We start from the raw sequence: 12,764 nt of genomic DNA on the forward strand, positions 1-12,764 counted from the left end.
CATTTGAAAGACGGAATTGGCTGTTGGAGGAGGAGAGCGCCGTGGAATGGCTCTACAAATTTCCGCATATGGACGATGACGCTCTTCGCGCGTTGAAGAAAGCGATCGACGAAGGTTTTCGCGCGTTCACGCGCGCCTATGGCGATGCCATAGAGGGCTTCTTTTCGCCTCTCCAAAGCTTTCTGATCGCCGCGGAGCGCTTTATGACGCTGACGCCCTGGCCGATCATTCTCATCATCATCCTGTCAATCGCGTGGGGGGCGAGCCGAAACCTCAAGGTCGTGTTTGGTTGTCTCGTGACCCTGCTGGCCATCGGCTACTTCGACATGTGGGACGACACGATGAAGACGGTCTCGATGATCTTCGTCTGCACCGTGCTGTCGATCGCCATCGGCATTCCGATCGGCATCGTCATGTCCCGTTCGGATCGGTTTCAGAACATCGTCAATCCGATCCTCGACGTGATGCAGACCATGCCGAGTTTCGTCTATTTGATCCCGGTCGTCATGCTGCTTGGCATCGGCAAGGTGCCGGGGCTGATTGCCGTCGTCATCTACGCCATCCCGCCAATGATCCGGCTCACCAATCTCGGCATCCGCCTCGTCGACAAGGATGTGCTGGAGGCTGCCGACGCCTTCGGGTCATCGGGATGGCAAAAGCTCAAGAACGTGCAACTGCCGCTCGCCTTGCCGACGATCATGGCCGGCATCAACCAGACGATCATGATGGCGCTCGCCATGGTGGTCATCGCCTCGATGATCGGCGTTCAGGGCCTCGGCCAGCCGGTGCTGAAGGCGATTGCCAACCAGTACTTCACGCTTGGCATCTTCAACGGCCTTGCGATCGTCGGCATTGCTATCATTTTCGATCGGGTCAGTCAGGCCTATGGCGAGAGACTGCAGAAGCATCGGGAGATCGTCCATGGCTGACACCAAGTTCGGCGGCATCAAGATCCGCCACCTCTACAAGATCTTCGGACCGAACGCCGCGACCCATGTCGATGCGGTAAAAAGAGGCCTGACGAAGACAGAACTCAACGAGCGCCACGGACATGTCCTTGGGCTTCGCGATATCAACATCGAAATCCCCTCCGGCTGCATCCAGGTGATTATGGGCCTGTCGGGTTCGGGCAAATCGACACTCATTCGGCACATCAACCGCTTGATCGATCCGACGGCCGGCGAAGTGCTCGTTGACGGCGCCGACGTCGTCAAGATGAACGAAGCCGAACTGCGCGAATTCCGACGCCACCAGACCGCTATGGTGTTCCAGAAGTTTGCGTTGCTCCCCCATCGCAACGTTCTCGACAATACGCTCTATGGCCTTGAGGTTCATGGCCTCGAGCGCGCGAAAGGTGTCGACATCGCCATGCGATGGATCGAGCGTGTGGGGCTCAAGGGCTTTGAAAGCAAATATCCCAATCAGCTCTCCGGCGGCATGCAGCAACGTGTTGGTCTCGCGCGTGCTCTTGCCAACGATGCGCCGGTCCTGCTGATGGACGAGGCCTATTCGGCCCTCGACCCTTTGATCCGCATGGACATGCAGACGGTTCTTCTCGATCTGCAAAAGGAGATCAAGAAAACCATCGTCTTCATAACCCATGACCTCGACGAAGCACTACGATTGGGCGATCAGATCGCCGTCCTGCGCGACGGCGAGGTCATCCAGCAGGGCACCAGTCAGGATATCGTTCTTAGACCCGCTGACGAATACATCGCCAACTTCGTCAAGGAGGTGAACCGTGGCCGGGTCGTTCACGTCGAAGCCGTCATGGCGCCGGTCGATGCAGATCACGCAGTCAATGGCGCGACGCTGAGTGCGGGAAGCACAATTGAAGCCGCCCTCAAGATCCTGGCACACAAGGATGCCAAGGATCTGGTGGTGGTCGATGCTGCCGGGATGCCTGTCGGTGTCGTCGACCTGAAACGGCTGGCCGCGGCGGTCGTAACACCGCACTGAGTGGCGGGAGACCCACCTCATCGAAAACAAAGGAAACCGGGCCAGGCCTCGCCCGCGGCAGAAGCCGCGCGTCCAAACGCCAGCCCTATAGATGGAGTTACGTCATGAAGTTCGAAGGTATTTACACCCCCGCCATCACGCCGATCGGACAGGACGGGCAAATCGACCGAAAGGGTTTTGCAGCTGTGCTCGAAACTCTCATCGAGGCTCGGGTTCACGGCATCATAATCGGCGGGTCGACCGGCGAATACTATGCCCAGAGCGCCCAGGAACGTTTCGACCTCGCCGCCCTCGCCAAGCACGTAATCGGCTCAAGGTTACCGCTCATCGTTGGGACGGGGGCCACGAGAACGGAAGATTCCGTGGCGTTCGCCAAAGCAGCCAAAGAGATCGGCGCTGACGCCATTCTCGTATCATCACCGCCTTACGCATTGCCGACGGAGGAGGAGAACGCGATCCACGCCTTGACGGTGGACCAGGCAGTTAACCTCCCGATCATGCTCTATAACTATCCGGCACGCATGGGCGTGATGATGGGGAACGAGTATTTCTCGCGCGTGTGCGCATCCAGAAACGTCGTGGCCATCAAGGAAAGTTCCGGCGACATGGCCAATCTTCACCTGTTGGCCCGAAAGTATCCTCAAATCGCGCTTTCCTGCGGCTGGGACGATCAGGCGCTCGAGTTCTTCGCCTGGGGCGCCAGGAGCTGGGTCTGCGCCGGCTCCAACTTTCTGCCGAAGGAACACGTCGCCCTCTATGAGGCCTGCGTGGTCGAGAAGAACTTCGACAAGGGGCGAGCGATCATGACGGCGATGTTGCCGCTCATGGATTTTCTTGAATGCGGGAAATTCGTGCAGTCGATCAAGCACGGCTGCGAACTGGCCGGCCTGCCGGCTGGGCCGGTCAGAGCGCCACTCGGCCCGCTCGGCGCTGAAGAAAAACAAGCGCTCGAAACGATCATCGCCACCTTGAAGCATACCATCGCCCAAATCAGCTCGGGAACCAGCCATGCATGAGCGGATGGTCGCAGCCAAGCGCGGGGTTACCACGGCGGGCCTTCAATGGCGCACCGTTGGCTTCGAAGCGAGCAAATTGCGCCTGATGAACGAGACGATCCGATGATTACGCACGCCGTCAAACGTTTGCCCGTGGAAAACGGCATCTCCGGCTGGGAAGCAATCAGTCAACGTTCGTTTCCGGTCCGCTGTCTCGACGGTAACGTGAACGCGGACTGGCTGATCATCGGCGCCGGCTTTGCCGGGCTGTCTGCGGCGCGCCGCCTGCTGGAAATGCATCCCGACGACAAGATCGTCATTCTCGAGGCGAGTGAAGTTGGCAAGGGCACCTCGGGCCGGAACTCCGGCTACATGATCGACGTTCCGCACAACCTGTCATCGAGCGAATATTCGAGCGGGGCCGCTGACATCACGCGCCGAGAAATGGCCCAGAACCGTTACGCCATCGAATTTGCCAAGCGAGCGGCGAAAGCCTACGGAATGTCGCAGGAGACCTTTGATCCCGCCGGCAAGATCAATGCGGCCGCGACGGCGCGCGGCATGAAGCTCAATAGGAGTTTCGGCCAGTCGCTCGGCCAGGCGGGCGAAAAGCACGCGTACCTCGACGCTTCCGACATGCGGGAGATAACCGGGTCGAACTACTACCTCGGTGGCCTCTATACCCCCGGCGCGGTCCTGATCCAGCCGGCGGAATACGTGCGCCAGTTCGCTGCCGGCCTGTCGCACCATGTCGATTTCTTCGAGCGGTCTCCCGTGACATCACTTAGGCGCGACAACGGAATCTGGACGGCGGTGGCGGCACGCGGATCAGTAAGCGCTCCCAAGGTCATTCTGGGGGTCAACGGCCATGTGGAAGATTTCGGGCATTTCGGCAGGCGACTGGTACACATCTTCGCCTACGCCTCGATGACCGCGCCATTTCCAGCTGACGATATCGGGCACAAGGCTTCCGGTCGGGATCGTTGGGCTTTGCTCCCGGCAGATGCGATGGGAGCCACTGTGCGCAAAATCACGACCGATGGTCAGTCGCGCATCGTTATCCGCACCAAATACACCTACGATACCACGGTCGCCCTGTCGCAAAACCGCATCTCGAAAATGGCGCAAGCGCACCGACGCTCGCTGGATGCGAGGTTTCCTGGCCTCAAGGAGGTACCGTTCGAACACAGTTGGGCAGGCCGTCTTTGCCTCAGCCTCAACCATGTGCCGGCGTTTGGCGAGATCGACGATGGGCTCTTTTCCGCCTGCTGCGAAAATGGGCTTGGTACCGTCAAGAGCACCCTTGCCGGCATGATGGCCGCTGATCTTGCGACAGGGACGGGATCACGGGAGCTCGAAGAATACATGGACCACCGGGGCCCAACCCGGCTCCCGCCCGAGCCATTTGCCTGGCTCGGAATAAATTCAGTGATCCGTTTGCAGGAATTGCGCGCTGGACGCGAGGGATGAGAAAGCCGCTGAGGGCACGCGTTTGAGGGATGGCAGGATGAAATTTCAAAGCGTGCCTCTCCACAAGGTCAAACCAGCCAGAATACCGGCAGCGAGGTAGGTATGCGATGACGACCATGAAATCCCCTGCACCGGCAACCGACCGCCTCAAGATCGGCTTCGTGCTCGCCCGGTCGTTCACGCTCTCGGCCTTCGCTCTCTTCGTCGACACGCTCCGGCTTGCAAGCGACGAACTCGACAAATCCGGCCGCGTCCGTGCCGACTGGCAGGTGCTTGGCAACACACGGCATCTCATCACCTCAAGCTGCGGTGTGCAGGTAGCTCCGACATCAGGCCTCATTGACCCAGCGCAGTTCAACTACATCGTCGTGGTCGGCGGTTTGCTAAACGGCGCGCAACCGATCGACGACGACACGATCGGATTTATCAAGAAAGCGGCTGCGCAAAAGGTACCCTTGATCGGCGTGTGTACCGGCACCTTCATCTTGGCTGAAGCCGGCCTGATGATGGGGCACAATGTTTGCGTCAGTTGGCTTCACTATCAAAAATTTCGCGAACGTTTCCCAGATATCAAGGCTCGTTCAGATCGCCTTTTCAACCTGGACCGAACGCGCGGATCATGTGCCGGCGGCAGCAGCGCGGCCGACATGGCCGCCCATATCGTGCGCGTCCACATCAGCAAGGAGGCCGAGCGGAATGCGCTCGAAGTCCTGCAAATCGACAAGGCACGGACGCATCTCCATGTTCAGCCGCGAAGGCCGCTCGCGATCGAGAGCAACGATCCCCGATTGAACGCTGCCCTCATAATCATGGAACAACATACCGAATATACGATCTCGATCCCTGAGCTGGCAGCCTCCGTCGGACTATCTCGGCGCCAGCTTGAGCGCCTGTTCATGGAAGAGACAAAGATGTCGCCTGCCCTCGCCTACAGGAAGTTTCGACTGGAGCGCGCCAAACATCTTCTCACCCAGACGAATGCGTCGCTGATCGAGATCGCGCTGGAAGTTGGCTTCGAGAGCGCCGGGCACTTCTCCAGAATATTCGCGAAGGCCTACGGACAAACACCGAGCCGTCTCAGAACGCAGCAAACGACGTAGGCCATCAAGGGCGCCCTCTCAGCAATCCTCGTGCCGCGCCATCGTCGCAACGCACCAAGGCTCGCTGACCTAAAGTGATGTCAATCCGGCGCTTGACCATCGAGATCAAGAAGGGAGTGCAGATCGGCGCTCCAACCCAGGAACTTCGGATGGCAATTCCGAGCTCTTGAATGGGAACGGAGTGCAACTCCTGTCATTAGGAGAAGCGGCCCAAGCCGCCCCGGGGGGCCTTTGCGGGCGTTCCCGGGGAGGTCACCATCGGTGGACTTCGCCACAAACCGAGTTGGCCTCGATCCCGACGAGGTCTCTTGCTACTCGCCTGCGACCGAATGTCGGGAGAGCTCCGCCAGCTTAACCTGCACAAGTAGTGAAAGCTCGTCGTAGACATTCCATTCGTCGACGATTTTGCCTTCCTTGTAGTGGTAGTGGGTCATCCCCATCACCTGCAGGCGAGCGCCGGTGGGCTCGCCCAATTCCTGCAGGATGCCATAGCCGAGATGGTGGCCTTCCATCAGCCATCGAACGGCAACCTTGACGCCACCTTCTTCGCACGGATTGGAGCAGATATGTTGCGCCGTAAAGGAAGCATCGGGTATCGAGCCGATGAGCCCAAGGTGCTGATGGGTCACGGCGGCGACACCATAGAGCTCCTTCATCAGCGGGCCGTGGTACTGGCAAGTCGGGGCGTAGACATCCCTAATTCGACCGAACATGCGGCCGTTGAACATCTCGTGCAGCCAGCGCAGCGTGTGAGCCTCGATGTCGTTGTGGGCGATCGAGACATCGGCCTCAGCTTCTGGCGGATACTGGCCGAGCAACCGGCGGTTCTCGCCGATGTCCAGCGACAGCAGTCCCTTTTCGAACGACGCCTTCGCCAGCTTTTCGGCAAAAGCGTGCGGGTCGAGGCCGAGCTGCTTGATGATCGCCATCGTATCTGCCACCACCCATTCGCGGTAGATCTTGTTGCGATGGATCATGCAGTCGGCAATCGTGCGTGAAACGAAGGTGCGCCCGGTCGGGGCACCATAATGTCCGTACTGCGTGTGACGGCCCGAACCCGTGACCAAGTGCGAAGTGTAGAAGCCGTCGACGTCGTTGCCGCGCCAGAGCACCTGCGTCGCCATGCCCCGTCGTTCAGGCAGTGAGACCAGTCGCTGGATCGTGTCGCGCACCACGTCCTCGCGATTGTAGATCGTGCCGAGCGTGCCGTAGAGCACGCAGTTGTGGGTGTAGTGCGTATAAATCAGGCCGATATCGCGTTCATCCCAGATCCGGTGCGTGCAGCGAACGATGTAGTCGACGATGTCGGTGTAGATCTCGTCAAAACCGTCCAACGACTGCCCGCGCGGCCGCCCGGTCGGGGCAAGCTCGGGATAGTCACGGCGCTCCACCTGGAGCACTTGTTCCACCGCCTCCTTGCGCTGGTTCTGCACCGCAACCTTGGCCGCCTTCGTATCGTCCTCGCTCATGATGTTTCCTTCCATTCGATCTTATGAGGTTTAGGATTGGGGACCCGAGTGAGCCGTCAGCCAGCGTCCGACGTGGCGCGCGACAGCTTTGGAATTTTCAAGCGGTGCGAAATGGCCGGCGTCCTCGATGAGGTGAAGCACCGCATCTGGAATGCCGTCGGCGATTTCCTGCTGCGCCTCGAGCGGACAAACCTGTTCGCACGCGCCGGCAAGCACAAGTGTGGCTTGAGTGATGGAAGCCAGTCGCGGCCGGCTGTCACGCCTATTTATTGCGACCTCCGTCTGGGCGTGGAGGCGTTCGACACCGCAATCCCGGGCCATCGCAACGATCGTTTCACGCAGCATAGCCGTCTCAAGGTTGATCGGCGCAACCAATCGCGGCCATGCGTTTTGGATGTAGCTTTCCATGCCAAGGTTTCGCGCCTGCTCCACAGCCTGGTAGCGGACCGCGGCATTCGCCGGAGGATCAGGGCGAGCCGTCGTATCTATCAGCACCAGCGTGGCGATGCGCTCAGGCTGCTGAGCCACCATCTCGAGAGCACAAATACCCCCGAGCGAAAAGCCGGCCAAGTGAAAGAACGGCGGCGCAGCTTCAAGCACGGACTCGGCGAGGCCGGGCATCGTTCGTGCCCCGCTCATGTCCCCGATCAAAAACGGATAGCCGCAAAGTCCTTCGATAAGCGGCGCAAAGACCCTTTCGTCGCAGGCCGTACCGGGCAGCAACAGGAGCGGCACGCGCGGATCATTCGTCATCAGGAGAGCCGTCCTCTTGCTTCGTCCGAAGGCTTCGTCACGTCGTCTCCAGGGTCTCCACACCCACCGCAAACAGCGGCAAAGGAGATTGTGAAGTCGTTCTGGAAAAAAGACTGGCAGATTTTGAATACGTATGCAATAGCAATTGTGCTCGATCATTCGAACGCCTCGGGGCGTCTTTTGGCGGCGGAATCCTCCGATTCCGGCGATGGGGAAACTGCGCCCAAAGCCGGTGATCGAAGACAGAAAACAGCTCATTGGAGACACAGGCCATGACCATCAAGGCACCGATGCAGGGCGTCCAGTATGTCAAAGCACCAGAACGGGATTCAATCGGCGACAGTGCGTCCGTGGAAGGGCTGGTCGCACAAATCATCGCGGATGTGCGCAAACGCGGCGATGCCGCCGTGCAGGACTATTCCAAGAAATTCGACTCGGTCGACCTCGCCGTCTTTGAGGTAACCCCGCAGGAGCGCGAGGAGGCGCTGACCGAACTCGATCCGCAAACGCGCGCCGACACCGAATTCGCCATCGAAAACGTGCGCAAATTCGCCGAGGCCCAGCTTGCCACCATCTTGCCGTTGGAAATCGAATTGCGCCCGGGTTTGCACCTTGGCCATAGGGTGATCCCAATCGAGCGGGTCGGCTGCTATGTCCCCGGCGGACGGTATCCACTACTCTCGGCCCCGGTCATGACGATCGTGCCGGCTAAGGTCGCCGGTTGCGACGAGGTCATCGCCTGCCTCCCGCCGAACGCGCACAAGGCGATGATCGCCGGCTGCCACCTTTCGGGCGCTGACCGCATCTTCCGCATCGGTGGCGCTCAAGCGATCGCCGCCATGGCCTATGGCACGCAGACCGTTCCGGCGGTGAACAAGATCGTCGGTCCCGGCAACGCCTTCGTCAACGAGGCCAAGCGTCAGGTCTTCGGCCCGGTCGGCATCGACCAGCTAGCCGGACCGTCCGAGATTTTCATCGTTGCGGACAGTAGCGGTGATGCGGTGATGATTGCCACCGACCTGCTCGCACAGGCAGAACACGACGTGCGGACGCGTGTCGGCCTAATCACGACCGACCGGACGCTCGCAGAAGCGACGCTCAAGGAGGTCGAGCGTCAACTGCAAGACCTTTCAACCGCCGGTGTTGCCGGGCAGGCCTGGCGCGATTATGGCGAAATCGTCGTCTGCAGCGACGAGGCGGCCATGATCGCCTATTCGGATCATATCGCTGCCGAGCATCTGCAGGTTCACACGACCGATCCGCAGGACATGGCAACGAAGCTGCGCAATTACGGTTCGCTCTTCATCGGTGAACTGGCAAGCGTCGTCTACTCCGACAAGTGCTGCGGCACCAACCACACCCTGCCGACGATGGGGGCGGGGCGCTACACCGGCGGGCTCTGGGTCGGCGCCTATGTCAAGGTCGCCACCCATCAGTGGCTGGATGAGCGCGGTGTGCAAGCCGTGGCTCCACCTGCCGCACGCCAAAGCGCGAGCGAGAGCCTGGAGGGCCATCGTCGCGCAGCACAGCTTCGCCTCGACCGGCTGCAAGTGCCTTCGGCCTGACTTTCATGGCTGCCCGTCGCCGGGCAGCCATTCACTCCTTCAGGGCCGTGGCGGCTTGGAAGCGGCAAAATCGCTGGCCAGCTCGTACGCGTGGCCAATCTGGCAAAGGGCCGCCTCGTCCCCTGCTCTCCCGACGAGTTGAAGGCCGAGCGGAAGGCCACCTGAAAATCCACAGGGAACAGAAAGCGCCGGGTGGCCGGTGACGTTGAAAGCAATCGTACGCATAGGTGTCCACCGTGCTGCCTCGCCGACAAAGTCAACAAAGGGGATCGCCGGCGTCAGGGTCGTTGCGGTCAGGATCGCATCGAACTGCGAGAACACCCTGCGATCGAGTGTTGCGCGCAGGCGCAGGGCCGCCTCACGCGCACGGATGAGATCGTCAGGGGTCAGGCAAAGGCCCGAAACGATATTCTGGAAAACCTTGCGGCTATAGCGCTCACCCGAAGCCTTGAGCTGTTGGCGATGCCCCTCGAATGCCTCGGCATGGATGATCACGGCTCCCACGGCCTCGAAATCAGCGGCCTCCGGCAGTGCCACCTCCTCGATCCTGGCTCCGAGAAGCGAGAGTACGGATGCGGCGGCATCGACGGCTTCAAGTACCGCAGGCAGGGTTTCTGCGTCATGGGCAAACCAGTCGCGCGCGTAACCGATACGCAAACCGGACAAGGATTGTCCGAGCCTGGAGGCGGCAGCCGGCCTTGCGTTCGCGTAGGCCGCATCGGCAATTGCGTCGTGGGTGATTGCGGCTTCAGCCACCGACGCACTGATGACGCCCACGTGATCGAGACTGGGCGACAGCGGGAAGACGCCGCGCGTGGAGATGCTTGCAAAACTTGGCTTCAGTCCGACGGCCCCGCAATAGGATGCAGGGCTGCGCACGGAGCCACCCGTATCCGAGCCGATGGTCGTTCGCACCAGCCCACCCGCCACCGCCGCCGCAGAACCCGAGGACGACCCGCCGGTCGTGCAATTGACGTTCCAGGGATTGGCGGCGGGGGGAAATGAGCGGTCGAACACCGGACCGACCATGGCGAATTCATAGGTTTCAAGCTTGCCAAGCAGCACCGCTCCAGCAGCCTTCAAGCGAAGGACCACGTCCGCGTCCTCAGTCGGCCTATGGCCCGCATAAACATCCGAGCCATAGGCCGTTGGCATCTGAGCGGTGTCGACAAGATCCTTGACTGCGATCGGAATACCGTGCAGCGGCCCGAGATCATTGCCGCGCCGGAGCGCGTCGTCTGCGCGCGCGGCCTCTGCGAGTGCGCCATCGGTATCGACATACACGAAGGCACGATAGGCGCGATCCCGTTCGGCCATACGCTCGAGATGCCCTCGTGTCAGATCAAGGCATGAAAGGCTGCCGTCGCGAAGTCGCGCGGCAGCTTCCTGGATGGACAGGTCGGCCAGATGCCCGCTCATGACCGCTTGGGCTCCGCCAGGTCGTCGTTGTTTGCCGCGATGGTGTCGAGACGGCGGGCGGCATCGGCAAGATATTGCGCGCCTACGACGATCGCGTCCTCCCGCTCGATAGCCACCTCGATGCCACAGGCACGTGCTCGTGCCCGGACCTTCTCAGGCATAGGCGTAATCTTGGAATCGGCCATGGCGTGCTCCAGTCAGGTACGCGCAGCCTCGAACGACGCCCAGGCTTCTTCAAATTTGGCAAGATCGAACCCCTCCTGTCTAGCAGGCTCCAGGATCAACCGCTCGGTTGTTTGCAGCTTCGCTATCGAAGCGGCCAGCACGGGGATCACCTCAGGCGGTACGACGACTGCGCCATGGCGATCCGCGTGCACAAGGTCGCCCGGCATCACGGGCATGCCGAAGATCGTGACGGGAACGTCGATCGCCTCGACATGCACGAAGGCGTGGCTTGGGCCGACCGAGCCCGCAATCATCGGAAAGTCCGCCGGCACATCACCAAGATCGCGCATGACACCGTTGGTCAACACGCCCTTGAGACCGAGCCCGCGATGCACGGTCGCGTTGATTTCGCCCCAGAAGGCCCCGACGCAGTGAGGGAAATCCAGATCCTCGATCACGGCGATCGCGGGAGCGCCTCCACCCGCCATATGGCGGTAGTAATCACGGCGCCGCGTCCGGATCACGGCAGGATCCTCGGTCGACGGCACCGCGGCGGCGATCTTCGCCGTGCGCGCATAACCGACCAATGGCGGCGCCGACGGCGCCGAAGCGATGACAGTGCCGCGGGTATAGGCGTTGAAGCCACGCTTCCCCTGCGCCACCTCGATGGCGTTGCAGACAGTGGGCGTGTCGACCTTCAGCAAGAGGGCGAGCAATGCGTCGTTCAAATCTTGTCCTCCGAGGCGTCGGGTCTCAACGGCATTCCGGTTGAGACCTCGCTCAATCATGGTGGCGGCGGCGGCGCGCTTGCCGCCGCGCTAGGCGGCATCAATTGCGCCAGGTGAGACCAGCTTTTTCGCCAGTGGAGACGACACGGTAGAGGCTGGCCTCTCCCGTCATCGAAGGCACCAGGTTATGCTTCAGGCCCGGCGGCACGGCGCAGGTATCGCCGGGCGCAAGCACCGCTTCTCCACCTTCCCAAGCGAGCTTCCAATGGCCGCGCATGACCATCAGGACTTCATGGCGCTCGTTGACATAGGCTTCTTCGCCAATGGAGCCGCGGGTCAGAAGCTCGACCTCGAAGCCCGGCTTGTCACGCAGCAACGCTTTTTCGCCGATCACTTTTGCCGGCGCCTTCTGCGCCAGCGCCATCAGGTCCCAGTAACGGGCGACGTAGTCACGTACGACCTCGGTCACCGGTGTTTCCGGGAAGGCTTTCAGCTCCTCGTCCGTCAAAAGCGGCATCGGATTGATGCCCGCGGGCAGCGACTGACCCTTCTTGCTGTCGTAGAGCTTGCCGTTTTCGCCGAGAACGAGGCCGTGTTCCCTCGCGTCCTCGATGACCTGCGGTGCCCAGATCACGCCGCCTCCGGCATCGTCGCCGCCGAGGATTGCCATGATCATTCCGTAGTCCGTGCCGATGTTCTCGAAGCCACGGAAGATGCCTGTCGGTATGTTGAAGATGTCACCCTCTTCGAGAACAACCTCCCCGGCCTTGCCATGCCGGCCCCAGAAGAAGCGCCACCGGCCCTTGAGCACGAAGAAGACCTCGGCGGTGCGGTGCGAGTGCAACGAGTTGCGGCATTTCGGCGGCTGGCCGGCAGCACCGATGTTGAAGCCAGGCGTATCCTTGATGTGGACGTGCTGGTCTGCGCTTTCGGATACGCCGCCTCCGATGATCGTGAAATTTTCCTTTTGGTTCGAGCCCGGCGTGTGGGCATCGATGAACGCGGTCCTGCAGGGTTTCAGATCGCCGTAGCGAACGATCCTTTTTTCCATTTCCGTCTGGGAGATCTGCATTTTCGTGCCTTTCATACGTATGCAAAATGAATTGCGGTTATGGCTTCGCCGCTCCCGATGGGAACGTCG

General features: G+C 60.8%; 12 protein-coding genes. 6 read left to right on the plus strand and 6 right to left on the minus strand.

What is annotated here, in order from left to right; genetic code table 11:
- Positions 1-41 precede the first annotated feature (41 nt).
- The 5 genes from ASE71_RS04010 (at position 42) to ASE71_RS04030 (ending at position 5,524) form a co-directional block, all read left to right on the plus strand.
- A complete protein-coding gene (locus ASE71_RS04010; RefSeq protein ID WP_060519200.1) occupies positions 42-929 on the plus strand; it encodes an ABC transporter permease in 888 nt (295 codons plus the stop codon).
- Complete coding sequence (locus ASE71_RS04015) at positions 922-1,959, plus strand: quaternary amine ABC transporter ATP-binding protein (RefSeq protein ID WP_060519157.1); 1,038 nt, start codon at positions 922-924, stop codon at positions 1,957-1,959. Before ASE71_RS04010 ends, ASE71_RS04015 begins: the two co-directional genes overlap by 8 nt.
- Positions 1,960-2,063: 104 nt before the next feature.
- Positions 2,064-2,975: a dihydrodipicolinate synthase family protein gene (locus ASE71_RS04020; RefSeq protein ID WP_060519156.1), complete on the plus strand. Its 912-nt coding sequence runs from the start codon at positions 2,064-2,066 to the stop codon at positions 2,973-2,975.
- A 102-nt stretch (positions 2,976-3,077) separates the two neighbouring features.
- Positions 3,078-4,424, plus strand: a complete 1,347-nt coding sequence (locus tag ASE71_RS04025; protein ID WP_060519155.1) for an NAD(P)/FAD-dependent oxidoreductase — start codon at positions 3,078-3,080, stop codon at positions 4,422-4,424.
- 116 nt (positions 4,425-4,540) lie between these two features.
- The gene (locus ASE71_RS04030) at positions 4,541-5,524 is read left to right on the plus strand and encodes a GlxA family transcriptional regulator (protein ID WP_082566342.1); all 984 of its coding nucleotides are present in this window, start codon (positions 4,541-4,543) and stop codon (positions 5,522-5,524) included.
- A 311-nt stretch (positions 5,525-5,835) separates the two neighbouring features.
- On the opposite strand, the gene ASE71_RS04035 is transcribed toward ASE71_RS04030, so the two are convergent.
- Together ASE71_RS04035 and ASE71_RS04040 are read right to left on the minus strand one after the other, a co-directional pair.
- Entirely contained in the window at positions 5,836-6,993 is a 1,158-nt protein-coding gene (locus ASE71_RS04035) for an ester cyclase (RefSeq protein ID WP_060519150.1), read from the minus strand.
- A 30-nt stretch (positions 6,994-7,023) separates the two neighbouring features.
- Positions 7,024-7,905, minus strand: coding sequence for an alpha/beta fold hydrolase (locus ASE71_RS04040; protein WP_234852822.1), 882 nt, complete (start codon positions 7,903-7,905; stop codon positions 7,024-7,026).
- Positions 7,906-8,018: 113 nt separating this feature from the next.
- Here ASE71_RS04040 and hisD point away from each other — a divergent pair, with 113 nt between their 5' ends.
- Positions 8,019-9,311, plus strand: coding sequence for a histidinol dehydrogenase (gene hisD, locus ASE71_RS04045; protein ID WP_060519198.1), 1,293 nt, complete (start codon positions 8,019-8,021; stop codon positions 9,309-9,311).
- Between the two features lie 39 nt (positions 9,312-9,350).
- Here hisD and ASE71_RS04050 read toward each other — a convergent pair whose 3' ends face one another.
- The 4 genes from ASE71_RS04050 to ASE71_RS04065 all read right to left on the minus strand — a co-directional run bounded on the left by ASE71_RS04050 (position 9,351) and on the right by ASE71_RS04065 (position 12,695).
- Complete coding sequence (locus tag ASE71_RS04050; protein WP_060519148.1) at positions 9,351-10,730, minus strand: amidase; 1,380 nt, start codon at positions 10,728-10,730, stop codon at positions 9,351-9,353.
- On the minus strand, positions 10,727-10,915 hold the full coding sequence (locus ASE71_RS04055; protein ID WP_060519146.1) for a hypothetical protein: 189 nt from the start codon (positions 10,913-10,915) through the stop codon (positions 10,727-10,729). The genes ASE71_RS04050 and ASE71_RS04055 overlap by 4 nt, the downstream gene beginning before the upstream one ends.
- Positions 10,916-10,927: 12 nt before the next feature.
- Positions 10,928-11,599, minus strand: coding sequence for an RraA family protein (locus ASE71_RS04060; protein WP_244497349.1), 672 nt, complete (start codon positions 11,597-11,599; stop codon positions 10,928-10,930).
- A gap of 124 nt (positions 11,600-11,723) precedes the next feature.
- Entirely contained in the window at positions 11,724-12,695 is a 972-nt protein-coding gene (locus ASE71_RS04065; protein ID WP_060519196.1) for a cupin domain-containing protein, read from the minus strand.
- Positions 12,696-12,764: the final 69 nt, after the last annotated feature.

This window comes from Ensifer sp. Root954, assembly GCF_001429005.1.
GTDB lineage: Bacteria > Pseudomonadota > Alphaproteobacteria > Rhizobiales > Rhizobiaceae > Ensifer > Ensifer adhaerens.